16 protein-coding genes are annotated in these 17,494 nt (G+C 43.8%); 7 read left to right on the top strand and 9 right to left on the bottom strand.

What is annotated here, in order from left to right:
- Window positions 1–10 precede the first annotated feature (10 nt).
- Genes BGK61_RS06760 through BGK61_RS06770 form a run of 3 tightly spaced genes read right to left on the bottom strand, consistent with a single transcriptional unit; the run spans window position 11 to window position 2,305 of the window.
- On the bottom strand, window positions 11–604 hold the full coding sequence (locus BGK61_RS06760; RefSeq protein WP_014998730.1) for a DUF1989 domain-containing protein: 594 nt from the start codon (window positions 602–604) through the stop codon (window positions 11–13).
- A gap of 29 nt (window positions 605–633) precedes the next feature.
- A complete protein-coding gene (gene gntA, locus BGK61_RS06765; RefSeq protein ID WP_076011686.1) occupies window positions 634–1,299 on the bottom strand; it encodes a guanitoxin biosynthesis heme-dependent pre-guanitoxin N-hydroxylase GntA in 666 nt (221 codons plus the stop codon).
- A 22-nt stretch (window positions 1,300–1,321) separates the two neighbouring features.
- A complete protein-coding gene (locus BGK61_RS06770) occupies window positions 1,322–2,305 on the bottom strand; it encodes a glycosyltransferase family 2 protein (protein ID WP_076011687.1) in 984 nt (327 codons plus the stop codon).
- A gap of 623 nt (window positions 2,306–2,928) precedes the next feature.
- Between BGK61_RS06770 and BGK61_RS06775 the strand changes: the two genes are divergently transcribed.
- Window positions 2,929–3,471, top strand: a complete 543-nt coding sequence (locus BGK61_RS06775; protein WP_076011688.1) for a hypothetical protein — start codon at window positions 2,929–2,931, stop codon at window positions 3,469–3,471.
- A gap of 32 nt (window positions 3,472–3,503) precedes the next feature.
- On the opposite strand, the gene BGK61_RS06780 is transcribed toward BGK61_RS06775, so the two are convergent.
- Complete coding sequence (locus BGK61_RS06780) at window positions 3,504–4,487, bottom strand: endonuclease/exonuclease/phosphatase family protein (RefSeq protein WP_014998726.1); 984 nt, start codon at window positions 4,485–4,487, stop codon at window positions 3,504–3,506.
- Window positions 4,488–4,901: 414 nt separating this feature from the next.
- Between BGK61_RS06780 and BGK61_RS06785 the strand changes: the two genes are divergently transcribed.
- Window positions 4,902–5,501 carry a BON domain-containing protein gene (locus BGK61_RS06785; protein WP_076011689.1) on the top strand — a complete coding sequence of 200 codons (600 nt, stop codon included), beginning with the start codon at window positions 4,902–4,904 and terminating at the stop codon, window positions 5,499–5,501.
- A 128-nt stretch (window positions 5,502–5,629) separates the two neighbouring features.
- Here BGK61_RS06785 and BGK61_RS06790 read toward each other — a convergent pair whose 3' ends face one another.
- Both BGK61_RS06790 and BGK61_RS06795 read right to left on the bottom strand, forming a co-directional pair.
- The gene (locus BGK61_RS06790) at window positions 5,630–6,436 is read right to left on the bottom strand and encodes a TIGR03915 family putative DNA repair protein (protein ID WP_076011690.1); all 807 of its coding nucleotides are present in this window, start codon (window positions 6,434–6,436) and stop codon (window positions 5,630–5,632) included.
- A 16-nt stretch (window positions 6,437–6,452) separates the two neighbouring features.
- The gene (locus tag BGK61_RS06795) at window positions 6,453–7,694 is read right to left on the bottom strand and encodes a putative DNA modification/repair radical SAM protein (RefSeq protein WP_076011691.1); all 1,242 of its coding nucleotides are present in this window, start codon (window positions 7,692–7,694) and stop codon (window positions 6,453–6,455) included.
- A 462-nt stretch (window positions 7,695–8,156) separates the two neighbouring features.
- Here BGK61_RS06795 and BGK61_RS06800 point away from each other — a divergent pair, with 462 nt between their 5' ends.
- Entirely contained in the window at window positions 8,157–8,534 is a 378-nt protein-coding gene (locus BGK61_RS06800) for a hypothetical protein (protein WP_014998722.1), read from the top strand.
- Window positions 8,535–8,602: 68 nt separating this feature from the next.
- On the opposite strand, the gene BGK61_RS06805 is transcribed toward BGK61_RS06800, so the two are convergent.
- From BGK61_RS06805 to BGK61_RS06815, 3 genes are all read right to left on the bottom strand, one after another.
- A complete protein-coding gene (locus BGK61_RS06805) occupies window positions 8,603–9,508 on the bottom strand; it encodes a 5'-methylthioadenosine/S-adenosylhomocysteine nucleosidase (protein WP_076011692.1) in 906 nt (301 codons plus the stop codon).
- A 197-nt stretch (window positions 9,509–9,705) separates the two neighbouring features.
- Entirely contained in the window at window positions 9,706–11,142 is a 1,437-nt protein-coding gene (gene pyk / locus BGK61_RS06810; protein ID WP_014998720.1) for a pyruvate kinase, read from the bottom strand.
- A 238-nt stretch (window positions 11,143–11,380) separates the two neighbouring features.
- Window positions 11,381–12,232 (bottom strand): MurR/RpiR family transcriptional regulator, encoded by an 852-nt coding sequence (locus BGK61_RS06815; protein ID WP_014949854.1) that lies wholly within the window; start codon window positions 12,230–12,232, stop codon window positions 11,381–11,383.
- Between the two features lie 284 nt (window positions 12,233–12,516).
- On the opposite strand from BGK61_RS06815, the gene zwf reads away from it, so the two are divergent.
- From zwf to BGK61_RS06835, 4 genes are read left to right on the top strand one after another with little or no spacing between them, the layout of a single operon-like run.
- Window positions 12,517–14,010 (top strand): glucose-6-phosphate dehydrogenase, encoded by a 1,494-nt coding sequence (zwf, locus tag BGK61_RS06820; RefSeq protein WP_014998718.1) that lies wholly within the window; start codon window positions 12,517–12,519, stop codon window positions 14,008–14,010.
- Between the two features lies 1 nt (window position 14,011).
- Complete coding sequence (gene pgl, locus BGK61_RS06825) at window positions 14,012–14,704, top strand: 6-phosphogluconolactonase (RefSeq protein WP_014949852.1); 693 nt, start codon at window positions 14,012–14,014, stop codon at window positions 14,702–14,704.
- A gap of 9 nt (window positions 14,705–14,713) precedes the next feature.
- Window positions 14,714–16,540, top strand: a complete 1,827-nt coding sequence (gene edd, locus BGK61_RS06830; protein WP_014998717.1) for a phosphogluconate dehydratase — start codon at window positions 14,714–14,716, stop codon at window positions 16,538–16,540.
- Window positions 16,540–17,493 carry a glucokinase gene (locus BGK61_RS06835; RefSeq protein WP_076011693.1) on the top strand — a complete coding sequence of 318 codons (954 nt, stop codon included), beginning with the start codon at window positions 16,540–16,542 and terminating at the stop codon, window positions 17,491–17,493. The genes edd and BGK61_RS06835 overlap by 1 nt, the downstream gene beginning before the upstream one ends.
- Window position 17,494 lies beyond the last annotated feature (1 nt).

A 17,494-nucleotide genomic window follows, 5' to 3' on the forward strand; every position in this document is an offset into this window, starting at 1 on the left:
ATGCTCGCGGCTAGATGTTGGCCGCGGGTAAAATTTCAAACTGTATTGGTTTGTAACGGAAGTTATTTGACTCGCCCGCTGAGCATGCAGTTAACCCGACGATCAAATCCATTTTTGCTTCAAAGATTGTGTAATCACCGGCTTTGGACTTTGGAGGAAGAACGGATATTTTACCTTTGGCGTCTACCTCCACATTCATAAAGGTGTTGAATGTGGTACAAACGTGATGCTCTGGGATGTCAAATTCTGAAAAAGCCGCGACCAAATTACCGTGGCACCCGGGTACTGGCTCTTCATTGGGGTAAAAATGTTTAAACGTGTCAACACTGCAAGGCGTTAAAAGAAAGTCATGGTCTTCTACAGTGTCTTCAATAATTTCGAACATCACATTACTTTGATTAGAGTATAGCAAGCTGCCTTTTTTGAATTGGATGCTTTCATTGTAATCTAAGCTTCGTCCTGAAGAGATAAACTCCTTTTTATCATGTTCATTGAACGCATAAAGATCGGCCACTTGTTCACCTTCTGGGTCAATAACTTTAAGTCTTTCCCCTTTTTTCATAGTAAATGCAGTGCCGCTTCTTGGCTGTATAGTTTGTATCATTGTATGACTTGTCCCATTTTTCTTAAAGTTTAGTGCTTAACCCGCTTGAACGGGCACTCCCAGTTTTCGGAATGTTTTACACCACTATATTGATATACCTCTGAGCTATCACCATGGTTTGCGAGTAACTCGTTTTTACTTCCGCAGTACGCGGTATCTCGTTTACGAATGTGGTCTCTGAATGCTTCAAAACGCTTCTGCTTTCTCAACATGTCAAATTGCTCGTGTAAATTAAAAACGATGGCAGGGTAGGGAAATCGGCGGCTTTTTCTTGATGCATTTGGATGCAGTCCAACTACAAAGAAACCTTTTCCGCCTAAACTCAAGCTAAACTGAGCGTTATGAGGGTCGCTAGATACCTTACTATCCCAAGGTTTTAAACAAGCGTCAATCTCGTGTAAACGCTGTAATTTTTCCCATAAAACCTGATCAAATTCAGTTTCGCTAATCGTATCTGGAAGCTCAAAAGTTGCGACCAAAGAAGAGAACATATCCCGTTCGAGATCAAACGACTCTACAAATTGGTGGATTGACGCCAACATATCTGTCTCATTGTGAGGACAGCGAATATCGTCGTATTGGTTCACGTGAATTTGGCTTTTATTGAGGGCTGTTTTTGCTCCGACGCAGGGGAAATCAGTTTCCCCTACAAATGACAAAAAGCGCTTGGTTAAATTCGGTTTCATTAAAGACATTCCATATCTCCCTGAAAGCGTTTTATGCCGTCGTGCTTAAAAGGTCAGAGCCTTTCTCCGGCGAATGAAAAGAGGTAAATTCAACATTGTCTTGGGCGTTGGTTACCGTTAAATGTTCCACAGGCGCCCCCGCCTTGTCTTCATCTTCCTGTTGAGGGAGTTGCTTGATTTTGATGCCGTTTAGCTTGAAATCAGCGTTGATAAAGCCTTCCTTAGCATAAGCGTTTAATACGCTGACACATGGATAGAAGCCCCATTTCGAGTGAAAACGCTGAGCGTTGTGAACAAAATCTAGAAGATGGTGCACCGGGCACTGATAATTAGGTCGGTGAGGCGCAAATGTGCGCGTGGGTAATTGTTCTAAAGAAAAACCTAACGCTCTACAGTTTGTAAAGAAATCTTCGTCGTTTAGTCCGAAACCCGCGTAGCCTTCATCGAAGCCGCCGGTTTTTTGAAAGTCTGCCTTACGAATAAAAAACACTGTAGAACAAATACTATCGTCACTAAACTTTCCATGATTAATTTCCTGTTCTCTTGAAGGGATTTCATTATTGTCATCGTCAGGTAACGTATCGTCGTTACTTGCTAGATAACCAATTTGTTTTTCGTCTTTTGAAATCTGTAAATATGGCTTGCTGCATCGCTCGTTGGGTAAAAACACCACTGACGTGAACACTACAGTATTGTCACGAAGTGCTAACAATCCGTCCTTAAATAGCGAAGGAGCCACAACCGCATCTACGTTTAAATAAACTAAACTCGCGTGCTTAGCCGCTAACATTCCCTTATTGCGAGCTTTCGCAATGGGAAGCGCGTCTTGCGTCGCAAATTTGTGAACAATGTCAAACTTATCGCTACGAACGAGTGACAGGTCGGAAGGTGGTGCCATCCAAACTATTACCAACTCGTCTGGGGTTGGAGAGCATTGCTCAAGCTGAGTAATCAAATTGCTGAGCTTCTCCGTTCTATTTTTAACAATAGTGACTGCACTTATTGGTGAACGCATACTCTTCCTCCCTTACTTGTTTACTAAGCGGTACCACCGTACCCGAAATGCCATGTGCGATATGCACGTTATACTTTCGTATAGCAAGTCGTGAGCCATTAATCTAACTTATTGTTTTTAAATGTTTTGTTTTTGTTATTTGGCAAGGGGAGAAAGCACCGAAAAGGTGAAACCGTGAAGTTGGTTACCGCTAACGGAAAATTTTACAAGGTGGATCACGGTGCTAAAAAGGTTGAGCTGAAAGACGAGTAAGGACGAACTTTTCGAGTCACTGCGTTCATTTGGTGCAAGTACTGGTATTGGGCGTTAAGTCTAGATAAGGCGATTATGCGCTCAACTTTCTTGTGAGAAGAGTCGCAATGCCATTGAGCCTTATTAAACGAGGGATTTGGCGCGTATTTGCTTTGCCCGAAGCCTTAATTTTGTTATGCTCAAATACTAGGTTTACACATTACAATTCAATAGTTTAAATAGACCTAAAGTTGTTATTTAACGCGTTTTATTTTGAACGAAGCCCCAGATTAGAAATGGGTGCTGTCGACTCAAAGCGTAGGTAAATCTTCAGCCTTACTTGTAACGTATTAATTTCTGTATTTCGTATTTTTCTTTGGTGGGCAAGGGCTGTGGAATCACAATCGTCTGTAATTATTCGTCACTATGACAAGCAATCTCTTAAATTGGTTGATGTCATTTCTGGTATTTCGCCGAATGCTATGCGTAGAGTTTTCGGGGGCTGGATATTTTTTGCAGCCATAGTAGGTGTAATTGTTGCTGTAGCGCCAGATTTGAGCGCGCAGTTTATTGGATTGACCCTATTTGTTTTGATTGCTTTTACGCTTGTTATGTTCGGTCAAAGCAGAATATCAGAAGGTTGGCCGGCAATTATTTGTGACAATGATTATATTGGTGTGGTGCGCGACCCTGTTAAACGTGAGTATATTTGTGTTCCCTCTACTTTGGTTAAAGAGGTGAACCCTACGCTGATAAAACCCAACAAAAAAGCCATCGAGATCGTGTTAGATAGTGAGCAACTTTCAGAGCAAGATCAAGATGTGCTTAATCAAGCGGTTTGGCCAAGAGACAGTAAGCTGATTGGTTTGGCCCATTTTAAGAAGCGTGAAGACGCTTGCGACAGCCTGATGTGGTGCGTTAAACACCGTAGCTAGCGCAAATATTAATACTGAATCTTAAAAGCGGGTTAGTCCTCACTGTCGATCAACGCAAGCTCGGTATACAGCGGGTAATGATCCGAGCCTATGCTCTTAAGTTTTTCAATGTTCACCAGCGCGAAATGTCTAGAGTGAAAAACGTGGTCAAGAGGCCATTTCACCAGAGGGTATTTCGCGTGGAAAGTATTAAAAAAGCCTCTACCTTCCCTTGGGTCCAAAAGCCCACTGATTTTCTTAAATTTTCTTGTTGTGGGAGACCAAGCAACGTCATTGAGGTCACCTGCTACAATGACCGGGCCTGATGCTTTGGCTATTTCCCTTCCCACTAACGTAAGCTCAACATCTCTTGGCTTTGCATACGTATTTTCTGTGGGACTGGGAGGTTTTGGATGAAGAAAGTAAAGGGTTACGTCCTTTCCTTGATGATTAATGGTGACTTTCATAGAAGGCACATCATCCTCAATTAAAAATCGCAACGTAACACTTTTGAAGGGAAACTTACTATAAAGGTGCATACCGTAAAGGTTTTCGAGTGGGCAAAATTTTCGGTGAGGGTACTCCGATTCGATTTCGCTAATTCCTTTCTCCCATTTTTCGTTTGATTCCAGGGTTACAAGAAAGTCAGGCTGTTTATTTCGTACATGCTCTATTAACTTACGAAAGTCATTATTTGGCATGTAAACATTACTAGAAAGGACACTCAGTTTACGACCTGATTCAATATCATCTACACGCTTCACTTCCCGTTTATATAGGGGCGTGTAAGGCGTTATCCAAAGAAGCTGGTAGATTAGGCTTATTACTAGACCCGCATTGATAAGTGAATAGAGACCGTCTATTTGTCCAGTATACGCCCATTTAAAGCCGTGGCAGGCAATAAGAAAGGTAATGATGGTCGCGATCTGCAGACGCGGAAATTCCCACACTCGAACTATCCAGTGAGAGGAGGGAAGCAATGGAACCCAGCTTACAATAATAAAAAAGACTGATACGGCAATAAGTGCAGTGTCCATGTCTGTACGATCCTTGAATTTGATTAACTAGAAAGCAGATTTCACCTACAAGAGTGCCTTACGCAAAAACAACGTCGGCTGCTCTTAAGTAGAGATGAATGGTTATAATTACGGAAGCTACCTAAAATTAGTTTAACCTTTAAAAACTGAGCGCTTTTGTCTGACGAAGCAATTCCCTGATTTTCTTTTTCCTACGATTGGCAACACCCTTGTAAGCATTCAAATAGGTGTAAAACCAGCAATAGGTAACGTGGAAATCACAAGGTAAAAAATTCTCGAACAAAGGCAAACTTTGCAAAGTCCAAGTTCACCGATGTCGCCTTTTATCTGTAAAAATTCTTTTTATTCAAGTGGTTAAATTTTTGGCAAGGTTTTGGCATCTGTATATTCGAGTTTCGACAAAGGAGAAATGTTATGAAACGTTCACTAATTTCTATGATTGTTGCTACAACTTTGACTACCGCTGCTTATGCAGGTGACATGGACACAGACAACAAGTGGGAAAAAGGTGCCAAAGACGCATGGATAGACGGTAAAGCAGAAGCGACACTGTTGTTCAATGGCAACCTTGATTCATTCGACATTAACACAGACGTAAAAGACGGCAATGTTGTATTGACGGGTAAAGTTGAGAACTCTGTTGATAAGAAGCTAGCAGAAGAATTGGTAGCTAACATTGACGGCGTTGTATCTGTTGATAATAAACTGACTATCGTTGCCGACGATGATATGGACTCAGATTTGTCAGATGACGCAGAAGATGCGGTCGATGAAGGTACAAGCGAACTTACCGACGCCAAGATTGCGACAGTAATCAAAACGCGCCTTCTAATGGACACGGACATCTCAGGTTTTGATATCGACGTTGACGTAGAAAATGGTGTCGTAACCCTTACAGGTGAAGTGGATTCAGACGCCGAGCGTGATCTAGCAGTAGAAATTGCTAAAAACGCATCAGATGTAAAAGATGTTGAGAACAATCTTCGCGTGGTTACAGAAACAGTAATGAACTAAGCGATATTTGTGAGTGGTTAAAAAAGGGGCTTCGGCCCCTTTTTTGGTGACTTTTCCTATCAGGGAACACATGCGCATCGGCTGTCTGAGAATCTATCGGTTTGCACTGATGGCGTAAACCGTGAAGCTCATTCCCCATTTCCTTGTTTATTTCCATCACTTATCATTTTGCGCGCTCTGGAATCAGAATGGCGTATCATATCGCCAATCAACGACGTTTCCGGCATATTTTTCCAATACTTCTTAGGCATGGAACTTAACATCGCCTTAGTTTTAATTCGGGCCGGGTTATATATATTTGCGTAATAGGTAAGCCAATATTTCTCAACTCGATCATCGTCTGGAATGACACTTGGGTCAGGGTTATCTTCTAAAGTGAGTGTTTTAGTGTCCCAATGGGCTGCCCGATAAGGTGTAAGAATGGACCATCGCATATTCTTAAATCGGGTTTGAAAAAAATCGAGCTTTATTTCCAAGCTGAAGTGCTCTGGCTCGTACCACGCAATAAAGTGTTCTTGTCCGTCAAAATCAATTTCTCTAAACCTCAAAAAAGCACTCATCTTATATGCATCGCGTTTCACAGCTTTCGCCAGCGCATTTATACGCAATATATCTTCATCAGTTTTTAAGTGAATAAGGTTTCTATTTTCGAAAACTACTCGCCATAAAACACGGTAGCACAATGCAAAACGGTTGGGGTCTTGATGGCACAATGCATACTTCATCAGCACCAGGACAGACTTAGGAATTGTGTAATTCGCTCGCGGGTTACCGAATATACTGGCTTTTTCCGTTTCGCCAAACAGGTCAGTTTGATTCCACTGAGCATTTTGCCAAACCACGTTTTCGGGAGGGATAGAGTGGGCCAAACATTCTCTAGAGGCTAGACGCCACTCCTCATAACCTGGCACCGAAGAAATAATTACTTTTTTCATAATTCCACTAATTCAATTAGGCGCTGAACAATTCAAACTGCTTTGGTTGCTTGAACTGCTGCTCAAAGCTATTGCTGTCTAGCAAATGAATGGAGGGAGAATAATCACTTACCGTAATGAACGGCTTTAACTTTTGTAAGGGCAAACGCATTTTTGTAAGATCGAACCAACTTAGCTTTGTATAACGTCGAATAGCCAGAATTTTTTGTACTGTGCGTGCCCCCAAGCCAGGTACTCTGAGCAATAGCATTTTATCGGCTTTGTTTAAGTCAATTGGAAATATATGACGGTTACGTAATGCCCAAGCAAGCTTGGGATCATGCTCCATGTCTAACATGTCATTGTGAACGATTTCATCTAAACCAAACCCGTAAAAACGTAAGAGCCAATCGGCCTGATAAAGGCGGTGCTCACGGATGAGTGGGGCAGGCTTAAGAGGCAATACTTCAGATGCATCAGGAATGGGAGAAAATGCGGAATAGTAAACGCGGCGCAGTTTTTGTTGACCATAGAGCTTAACACTCGTACCAAGAATAACTTTGTCGTTTGAATCATCGGCCCCTATAATCATCTGAGTGGACTGTCCGCCAGGAGCAAAGCGAGGAGGGCGTTTACCAGAGTACGTTTTATCTACTTTGTGCTCGTTTATTTTGTCTTTCAGTGTATTCATTGAACCATGAATGGCGCCGAGATCTTTTTCAGGCGCGTATTTGTTCAACGAAACTTGCGTCGGCATTTCGATATTTATACTTAGCCTGTCGGCGTATAGGCCTGCTTCTGCCTGTAGTTCTGGTGAAGCGTTTGGAATGGTTTTAAGGTGAATATAGCCCTTGAATCCGTGGTCAATACGGAGGGACTTAGCAATACGCACCATGCTTTCCATGGTCAGATCAGGGGAGCCAACAATCCCTGAGCTCAGAAACAAGCCTTCAATGTAGTTACGCTTATAAAAGTTAAGCGTCAAATCAACCGTTTCTTTAACTGAGAATCGCGCACGTCGAACGTTACTAGACACTCTGTTAATACAGTAATGGCAATCGTAAATACAATAGTTGGTCATCAAAATCTTGAGCAACGAGACGCATCGGCCATCAGGGGTAAAACTGTGACATATCCCAGACCCTCCCGTAAGAGAACCTATTCCTTTTGAGTCTGTTTTACCTGCCTTACGCTTGCCTGCTGACCCACTAGCACATGAAGCATCATACTTAGCTGCATCTGAGAGAATTTCGAGTTTTTGAATTAGTTTGTCTTGCATCACAAATTGTCACTTTTCATGGCAAATACACGAAGTAATCCGTTCTGTAAAATTTAGACAGAACACCCGTGTACAGATCGTTGTAGTACAGTTTAGCTGTATTAATATACAGCGGTAAGTGTACAGCAAAAGTTATAGGGGATTTATTAAACTTGGAAGGAAATTTTTATCATGCAGTGTGTAGAAAGTTCTATTTACAACTTTAGTATAAGATGTCGATTTATATAAGTTTATGAAAAATAACGATTAACTATTTGGTACGAAAGGTGCAAACATTAAATTAAAGATAGGGTAACAGCTTGATGTAGAGAAAATAGGTGAAATTATCTTTGCTCAATGAGAGCAAGAAACGTCTTAGCCTACGCGCTCTATACACAGGTAATACAAGATTTAATTAAGTGAGTTGCATCGATATTGTCGATACAAACACGCAAGCGTCCGAAATCGTTCAAGGAGTGGGGCATGAACTTTTTAAAGTGGGTTTATTCAGGCATAGTGGTATCAGCAATCATTGTTATTGTGGGTGTGATAGGTCAAGGAAAGCTCTCTGTCAGCCAAGCGTCTGCTGATGATGCGCAGCGCCCTGTACATATGGATATTCAAAAAGTTGAAAGAACCTTTTCACTAGTAGAGTTCGATTTATCGAAAAAGGCGCACCTGTTGAGAAAAACGCGTTTAGAGCATTATATTGCGCAGGCTAAACAAGCCGATTTGAGAGGCTGGAAATTTAAGCGCGACGAGTTTGTTGAGCGCGCTGAGAATATTTTAAGTCACCACCTCACTCAATACGCGCATGAAGTAACTCAAGACGCGGAAACCTATACCGCTCAGGCAATTTAAGTGAATTGATAGAAGAAAGGCCCCTTATTTAAGGGGCCTTTTTCTTTATCTGGTGAGATAGTATTCAATTAATTTAATGATGATATGTAGGCTCTCACTACGGTTGCAACGAATGCCTGGCAATCTGTGGCAGTGGTTGGGTCATATTCGCCATGGTTAGTAATGTTGTTCGATAATACGCGAATACCTAAAAAGGGTACGTGGTAGGCATGCGCAATTTGCGCAGCAGAAGCGGTTTCCATTTCTTCCACGCTCGTTCCCATATTTTTATGAAGCCAAGCTATTCTGTCTAACTCGTTGTTCCAGAAGTTACCGCTGCCAATGGTTCCTGTAACAACACTTCCGCGTTTGTATTGTTTGGATAGCGATAAGGCGAGAGCGATAAGTTGCTTGTCGCCTTGATAAAATCGCAATTTTTCTGCGTCCTTTGCGCTACTTCCTTCGCCCGCACTGCCTTCTGATGCCATGAGGTCCATCGGCAGCCAATTGAGCGGATGCGAGCCTTGTCCCTCAGCTAATTTAGGTGTCTTAAAATTGGATGCACTAACACTGCGTTCGCCCAGAACGATATCACCAACTTTCAAGGATGGATCGTGTCCACCTGATGTTCCTTGATTGATGATAAGGCGAGGACGGTATCTCTCTATGCCAATTGCTGTTGCGGCAGCGGTGTTCTCTAAACCTTTGCCAGTTTTAGCGACCACAATGGGATACCCGTCTAGTGTCCCTTTATAGAATATGGCATTCCCTGAGTTTTCTGTTGTAACGTTATCCAACAAAGAAGCAAAATACTCTGCTTCGATGGGCATGGGCCCTTGAATCATTATTGGTTGCAAGGGGGCGTTGTGAGGCGCTACTTCTACATGTTTCATAGGAGGAGCGTGTTGGGTAGTTGCCCATACACTAAAAGTGAAAAACGCGAACAAAGCTATAGTGGTGGAAAAAAGTATTGAGCGCTTGGAACTAAGCTGCATATCTATCCTTAATTTTATCGTTATTGTCCTGAGGCGTTTAGAAGAATTATCGCTGATTTGGAAATTATAGTTTTGAGTATATCTGTTACCGACGTCGATAAGGCATTCTTATCATAAGTGTTAGCTTATCATTACCTGAGTAAATGACAGGCAAAAAAAAGCGAAGCATTAGCTTCGCCTTTTGATAAATGTTGTGGTTATTCAACTTCTACAATTTTTAACGTGTTGGTTGCGCCCACTTTTTCCATTTCATCGCCGTAAGTCAGGATGATACTGTCACCACTTTTCACTAAGCCTTTTTCTTTAAGCGATGCAATAACATCATACTTCAATTTGCCTGGCTCACTTTTTGATGAGTCAAAAAATACCGGCTTGACGCCGCGGCAAAGTGCCATGGTGTTAAGCGTTGATTCGTGACGAGACATCGCAATAATTGGCAATGAGGTTGTGATGCGAGACATCAAGGTTGGCGTTGTTCCGCTTTCAGTTAAACCTACAATTGCTTTGACACTTGGCAAGTGGTTCGCGGCGTATACTGCAGATAGTGCAATAGATTCGCTAGTTGACGAGAATTGCTGGTCCATACGGTGCTTTGAAATTTTAACACTAGGGTGTGTTTCTGCGCCTTCACAAACACGAGCCATAGCTGCAACCGTTTCAATTGGATAGTTACCCGCAGCTGTTTCAGCAGAAAGCATTACCGCGTCAGTGCCGTCTAGCACGGCGTTTGCCACGTCCATAACTTCTGCGCGCGTTGGCATAGGGCTGTCAATCATCGACTCCATCATTTGAGTGGCTGTGATTACAACTTTGTTTAGCTGGCGAGAACGGGCAATTAACTTCTTCTGAACACCAACTAATTCTGCGTCGCCTATTTCAACACCTAGGTCACCACGAGCAACCATTACCGCGTCAGATGCGCTGATAATGTCAGTCATCGCTTCGTCAGACGCAACGGTTTCAGCACGCTCTACTTTGGCACAAATTTTAGCGTAGCAGCCTGCTGCTTCGGCAAGTTCTCGTGCATAGTTCAAGTCTGCGCCACTGCGAGGAAACGACACAGCAAGGTAATCAACACCAATTTTTGCCGCTGTTTTAATATCTTCTTTGTCTTTTTCGGTAAGCGCATCTGCAGAAAGACCACCGCCTTGACGGTTAATGCCCTTGTTGTTTGAGAGCTTGCCACCTACTGTTACTTCAGTGATCACTTTGCGGCCTTCAACGCCAGTTACTCTTAGCTGAATTCGACCATCATCAAGAAGTAGAATATCGCCTGCTGATACATCGTCAGGAAGCGCTTTGTAATCAATACCTACTTGATTAACATCACCTTCGTCACGGCCTAGTTCAGCATCCAGAACGAATGTTGCACCAACCTCTAAACGAACTGCGCCTTCGGCAAAACGAGCAACACGAATTTTAGGACCCTGAAGGTCGCCTAAAATGGCTACATATTTACCCAAGTTCTTTGCTGCCTGACGAACGCGCTTCGCACGTTCAATATGATCTTCAGCTTGTCCGTGTGAAAAGTTCATGCGCACAGTGTTTGCGCCTGCGGCTATGAGTGCCTGAATTTTTTCAAGAGAGTCGGTTGCAGGTCCTAGGGTGGCAAGAATTTTCGTTCTTCTGGTCATGTGATTCCGTCGCTGTTTCTAAGTTAGAAAAGACAAAGAGTGATTGGCTACGCGTTTGAACGGTATACCTGTAATCGCTTTACGTAATTTTATTACAGAATAATAGTTGAATTTGACAAAAATGTGAATGAAATAAACAAAAACGCCCAACTGGCTCGACCAGTTGGGCGTTTTTGCTGATTTATTAAGCCAATATAAATACGACTAATGTTGGCTAAATGATCATGTGGGAAGAAAATTACTCACCACGCTTTTCGTAGCGCGAGCCGCGCAGGGTATCTTTCACTCGTTTCAAGTTCTCTCTAAACTTATTTCCACGGCGTAGGGTAAAGCCAGTGGCAAGTACATCAATCAGTGTCAGCTGCGCTATGCGAGAAGCCATAGGCATATACATGTCAGTGTCTTCCGGCACTTCCAGCGATAACACGTAACTGCATTCCTGTGCCAGCGGGCTATCTGCTGAGGTAATTCCTACTACGGTTGCATCATTCATACGGGCAATTTGTGCTATTTCTACTAAGCTTTTAGTTCGGCCTGTGTGGCTAATTAGTACAACTACATCACCATCTGAACAGTTCATGCAGCTCATGCGTTGCATCAGAATATCTTCAAAGTACACCACCGGTACATTGAAACGGAAGAATTTGTTTAATGCATCGTGTGCTACCGAAGCCGATGCGCCTAGTCCGAAAAATGAAATTTTCTGTGCCTGCGTAAGTAAGTCAACAACGCGATTTACCACGTTCACATCTACTGACTGGCGCGCAACTTCAAGTGACGCCATAGTCGATTCGAATATTTTATTTGTGTATTCGTCCGGACTATCATTTTCATCTACGTGACGGTTTACATAGGGCGTGCCGTTAGCCAGGCTCTGCGCTAAATGCAGTTTAAAGTCTGGGAAGCCTTTAGTATCAAGTCTTCGGCAGAAACGGTTTACGGTAGGCTCACTAACATCCGACATCTTAGCCAGCGTTGCTATACTCGAATGAATGGCCGTTTGTGGGTTAGCTAGAATGACTTCAGCTACCTTTTTCTCAGATTTACTGAATGCCGCTTGGTTTTGTGTGATTTTTTCTAAAATGTTCATACAGATATAGCAATTAGTTAGCACAATTTATTGTAAGGTACACCTGTAATAGTACCCAATGTGACGTCTGTGACAAGAAAAATGTAATTTTTTGACAATTTTTGTTATTTCAATCGGGTTAAATGAGGGTAAACTGAGGGAAACAGTAAAGATTCAGATCCTATAGTTGGTACAAGTTGTAATTTTACTACATTTGGTGTTAACTATACGGTAAAAATAGTCGTTAGTGTTGTAAATAACTGTACAATACGCCGCGGACACATACATTTAAAAGGTCGACGAATATGGTATTGGATAATTCCTACGAACCCTGTGATTTTGTACTTTTCGGTACACTGGGAGATCTTTCACGACGCAAGTTGTTGCCTTCTTTATATCAGCTTGAAAAAGCAAACTTGATGCACCCAGACACCACTATTGTAGGTGTTGCGCGTCAAGAAATGGAGCTGGATGCCTATATTGAAGAAGTTCACGCCAATCTTATCAAGTTTGGTGAAAAGAACTTGTGTGAAGCCACTTGGGAAAAAATGAAAGCGCGTTTGCACTATGCATGCGTAGACATGAAGGACGTTGAAAGCTACTGCGTACTTGATGATCACGTTGACCCAAGTCGTACCATGGTTTGTTACCTAGCAACTCCGCCAGCTATATACGGTGACATTTGTCGCGGTCTGCACAGCTGCAAAATTATCGACTCAAGTGTTCGCGTTGTGCTTGAAAAGCCAATCGGTCACGACCTGGCATCGTCTAAGGTTATTAACGAACAGGTTGCTGAGTACTTTGACGAAAAGCAAATTTACCGTATTGACCATTACTTAGGTAAAGAAACCGTTCTTAACCTTGTATCACTGCGTTTTGCCAACTCGATTTTCGCCACTAACTGGGATCACAACTGCATTGACCATGTTCAAATTTCAGTTGCGGAGTCAGTGGGTATAGAAGGGCGTTGGGGTTACTTTGACGACGCAGGTCAAATGCGAGACATGGTGCAAAACCACTTGCTACAAATTCTGAGCTTGGTGGCGATGGAGCCTCCAACAACACTTGATGCCGACAGCATTCGAGATGAAAAGCTCAAAGTGCTTAAAGCGCTTCGTCCTATCAACTCGTTTAATATTAACGAAAGCACAGTTCGCGGTCAGTATACGTCTGGCTTTGTAAAGGGCGAGGAAGTGCCTGGATACCTTGAAGAAGAAGGTGCCAATACGCAAAGTAAAACTGAAACCTTTGTTGCGATTAAAGCGGAAATTGATAACTGGCGTTGGGCTGGTGTGCCGTTCTACCTACGCACAGGTAAGCGCATGCCAACTAAGGTGAGTGAAGTTGTTATCTACTTCAAGCGTCAGCCGCACAACTTATTCGGTGACAGCTTCAAGAATCTTCCGCCTAACAAGCTGGTTATTCGTCTGCAGCCAGACGAAGGTGTAGAAATCACTGTAATGAACAAAGTGCCTGGCTTAACTAGCTCTGGTTCTATGGATCTACAAAAATCGAAGCTTAACTTAAGTTTCTCTGAAGCGTTTGCCGACGAGCGTATTCCTGATGCATACGAAAAGCTACTCCTTGAAGTTATGCTGGGTAATCAGGCGCTATTCGTTCGTCGTGACGAAATTGAACAAGCCTGGACATGGGTAGACTCAATTCTTGAAGCGTGGAAGCAATCGAGTGAGCCACCAGAACCGTATCAAGCAGGTACGTGGGGGCCGGTAGACTCTATAGGTCTTCTTGCTCGCGAAAATCGCAGCTGGTACGAAAGCAAAACAGGGAAGAAAAAGTAATATGGCGTTAACAACTCTATCATTCGAAACACCTGATGCATTGACTGACGCATTTGCGCAAGACTTAGTCAGTATCTTAAAAACAGGTATTAAAACTCGTGGTCGCGCATCGCTTGTAGTGAGTGGTGGTCGCACGCCTCTGGCGCTTTTCAAACAGCTAAGCGAAACCGATCTTGAGTGGGATAAGGTTGATATCACCCTTGCTGACGAGCGCTGGGTTGAAGAGGGCCACGAGGCCAGCAACACCAGCCTAGTCAAAAATAATCTAATTCAAAATAAAGCCGCAGCAGCTCGTTTTATCGAATTGAAAAGCGATGCTGATGATGCAAACGAAGGCGTAAATGCTGCAGAGTCAAATTTGGCTAGCATGTCGCAACCTTTTGATGCATTGATTCTTGGCATGGGGGAAGACGGTCACACTGCATCGCTTTTCCCTTGCTCTGAGCAAGTACTTGACGGCTTAGATATGAGCAGCGGCAGAACCTGTATCGCTGTTCAACCTACAACAGCACCTCATCAACGTATTTCATTAACGCTACCTGCGTTACTCAATAGCCGTAATATCTTTTTGCATTTAACAGGCGAGAAGAAAAAACAAGTCTTACTTGACGCTATTGAAAATGCCACCGAAGCGCAAAAGCCCATCACCGCCGTAGTTAACCGTGCGCCGGTTACTTTGATGTGGGCGCCATAGGAGACAAACATGAATCCAAAAATTGCTGAAGTTACGCAACGAATTATCGAGCGTAGTAAAGAAACGCGTAAGGCGTATCTAGAAAAAATTGAGAGTGCACGACGTCAAGGACCACACCGTGGTGTGTTGTCATGCGGTAACCTTGCTCACGGCTTTGCAGCATGTGGAACAAGCGAAAAATCTGACCTTCGTTCAATGACTAAAGCCAACGTGGCTATTGTGTCTGCGTATAACGATATGCTTTCAGCGCATCAGCCTTACGAGACTTATCCTGCGCTAATTAAAGAAGCAGTGAAAGAAGTAGGCAGTGTAGCCCAGTTCGCAGGTGGCGTACCTGCTATGTGTGATGGTGTTACACAAGGCCAGTCTGGCATGGACTTAAGCCTAATGAGCCGTGATAACATTGCTCAGGGGGCTGCCATTGCGCTTTCTCACAATATGTTCGATAGCGCACTGATGCTAGGTATCTGCGACAAAATCGTACCTGGGCTACTAATGGGCGCACTAACGTTCGGTCATTTGCCAACCGTTTTTGTACCAGCAGGTCCAATGCCATCGGGTCTTCCAAACAAAGAAAAAGCCCGCGTTCGTCAAGAGTTTGCCGAAGGTAAAGTAGGGCGTGACGCGTTGCTTGAAGCTGAATCTCAATCTTACCACTCTGCGGGTACCTGTACGTTCTATGGAACGGCAAACTCGAATCAGTTAGTGGTTGAAATGATGGGCTTGCACCTTCCTGGTTCGTCGTTTGTTAATCCAGGCACACCTTTGCGCGACGCGTTAACTAAAGCGGCTGCGGTTCAAGCGACACGCCTAACTGACCTTGGCGACAACTATACGCCAATTGGTCACATTGTAGATGCAAAAGCCATCGTGAACGGCCTTGTAGGTCTTCTTGCTACGGGTGGTTCTACTAACCACACCATGCACCTTATTGCGGTAGCTCGCGCTGCAGGTTACATCGTAAACTGGGACGACTTCTCAGATATCTCTAATGCTGTGCCTCTTCTTACTCGCATTTACCCGAATGGCTCAGCTGACATTAACCACTTTGTTGCAGCAGGTGGTATGTCATTGCTAATTAGACAGTTGCTTGATGCGGGTCTATTACATAACGACGTTAAGACCATTTGCGGTGAAGGCTTAGACTTCTACACTAAAGAGCCTGTGCTTAAAGACGGCGAATTAGAATGGCGAGACGGCCCAACTGAATCTCTTGATAAAGAAGTGTTAGCAACTGTTGATGCACCGTTTAAGCCAGATGGTGGTTTGAGTGTACTTGACGGCAACCTTGGTCGTGGCGTTATCAAAACCTCAGCGCTTCGCACGCCTCACTGTAATATCAAAGCTCCAGCGGTTGTGTTTGAAGACCAGTTTGAACTGGATGACGCGTTTAAGTCTGGCAAGCTAGACAAAGACTGCATTGTAGTTGTTCGCTTCCAAGGTCCTTCTGCGATTGGTATGCCAGAACTTCACCGCTTAACGCCACCTCTTGGTGTGCTTCAAGATCGCGGCTTTAAAGTGGCGCTAGTTACTGACGGTCGTATGTCTGGTGCATCAGGTAAAGTTCCTGCAGCTATCCACGTGACTCCAGAAGCTTATAAAGGCGGTCTACTTGCTAAAGTGCAAGAGGGCGACATTATCGAGCTAAACACACAAACTGGTGCACTAACACTGCATGTGGATGATGAAACACTGGCTGCACGAGAAGCAGCGCCAGCGAACTTAGCTAAGCATCACGTTGGAATGGGACGTGAAATGTTTGCGGGTATGCGCGCTATTCTGACAGGTGCAGAAGAGGGTGCATGTTCACTGTTTTACACGCAGGAGCAAGCATAATGAGCCAGAAGTTTGTGGCTGATGTTGGCGGTACGAATATTCGCGTTGCAAGAGTAACCGAATCAGGTGTGGCCGACATCAAGAAATACATGTGTAATGATTTTGCCAGCATTGACCTTGCTATTGCACAATACTTTAGCGACATGCCGGAATACAGCTTTTCGCAGGGCTGTATTGCTATTGCATGTCCAGTATTGGGCGATCAAGTCGAGATGACGAATCACAGCTGGGCATTTTCGCAAAATGCGCTTCGCTCGCAGCTTAAACTAGATGCGTTGTTCGTTATTAACGACTTCACTGCCGTAGCGCACTCATTGCCTGTATTAGGCGAAGAGCAAGTGGTGCAAATTGGTGAAGGCACAGCGAAAGAAAATGGCAATATCGCTGTTTTTGGGCCAGGTACGGGATTAGGTGTTGAACATATCACGATGACCTCATCCGGTTGGCAGACGCTAGACGGAGAAGGTGGTCACGTAGACTTTGCACCGGTAGATGAAACCGATGTTGTCGTATGGCGTCACCTTCAATCTACCTTAGGGCGTGCTTCTGCAGAAGAAGTGATGTCTGGTCGCGGTCTACACAATATCTATACTGCGCTAGCCAATCAGGCTTCAGCGCCAGTCGTATTTACCGAGCCCGCTCAAATCACTGACGCTGCGCTAAACGGTACCTGCAAAATTGCTGAAGCAACGCTTACCCAATTCTGTCGAATTATGGGAAGTTTTGCGGGTAATTTAGCACTTAACATGGCAACCACGGGCGGCATCTTCATTGGTGGTGGCATTGCTAACCGTTTCCCTGAATTTATTCAAAACAGCGATTTTAGAGCGCGTTTTGAAGCGAAAGGGCAAATGAAGCACTACGTGAAAGACATTCCCACCTATTTAATTGCAGAACCTGATCATGGTCTATTGGGTGCGGCTGCATATCTGAATCAAAATACAGCGAGCTAAA

The organism is Alteromonas abrolhosensis, from assembly GCF_001953635.1.
Lineage (GTDB): Bacteria > Pseudomonadota > Gammaproteobacteria > Enterobacterales > Alteromonadaceae > Alteromonas > Alteromonas abrolhosensis.

Bases quoted from the DNA above. Each gene is read 5' to 3' on its own strand.
- BGK61_RS06760 (WP_014998730.1), bottom strand. From the start codon at position 604: ATGATACAAACTATACAGCCAAGAAGCGGCACTGCATTTACTATGAAA.
- gntA (WP_076011686.1), bottom strand. From the start codon at position 1,299: ATGTCTTTAATGAAACCGAATTTAACCAAGCGCTTTTTGTCATTTGTA.
- BGK61_RS06770 (WP_076011687.1), bottom strand. From the start codon at position 2,305: ATGCGTTCACCAATAAGTGCAGTCACTATTGTTAAAAATAGAACGGAG.
- BGK61_RS06780 (WP_014998726.1), bottom strand. From the start codon at position 4,487: ATGGACACTGCACTTATTGCCGTATCAGTCTTTTTTATTATTGTAAGC.
- BGK61_RS06785 (WP_076011689.1), top strand. From the start codon at position 4,902: ATGAAACGTTCACTAATTTCTATGATTGTTGCTACAACTTTGACTACC.
- BGK61_RS06790 (WP_076011690.1), bottom strand. From the start codon at position 6,436: ATGAAAAAAGTAATTATTTCTTCGGTGCCAGGTTATGAGGAGTGGCGT.
- BGK61_RS06795 (WP_076011691.1), bottom strand. From the start codon at position 7,694: ATGCAAGACAAACTAATTCAAAAACTCGAAATTCTCTCAGATGCAGCT.
- BGK61_RS06800 (WP_014998722.1), top strand. From the start codon at position 8,157: ATGAACTTTTTAAAGTGGGTTTATTCAGGCATAGTGGTATCAGCAATC.
- BGK61_RS06805 (WP_076011692.1), bottom strand. From the start codon at position 9,508: ATGCAGCTTAGTTCCAAGCGCTCAATACTTTTTTCCACCACTATAGCT.
- pyk (WP_014998720.1), bottom strand. From the start codon at position 11,142: ATGACCAGAAGAACGAAAATTCTTGCCACCCTAGGACCTGCAACCGAC.
- BGK61_RS06815 (WP_014949854.1), bottom strand. From the start codon at position 12,232: ATGAACATTTTAGAAAAAATCACACAAAACCAAGCGGCATTCAGTAAA.
- zwf (WP_014998718.1), top strand. From the start codon at position 12,517: ATGGTATTGGATAATTCCTACGAACCCTGTGATTTTGTACTTTTCGGT.
- pgl (WP_014949852.1), top strand. From the start codon at position 14,012: ATGGCGTTAACAACTCTATCATTCGAAACACCTGATGCATTGACTGAC.
- edd (WP_014998717.1), top strand. From the start codon at position 14,714: ATGAATCCAAAAATTGCTGAAGTTACGCAACGAATTATCGAGCGTAGT.
- BGK61_RS06835 (WP_076011693.1), top strand. From the start codon at position 16,540: ATGAGCCAGAAGTTTGTGGCTGATGTTGGCGGTACGAATATTCGCGTT.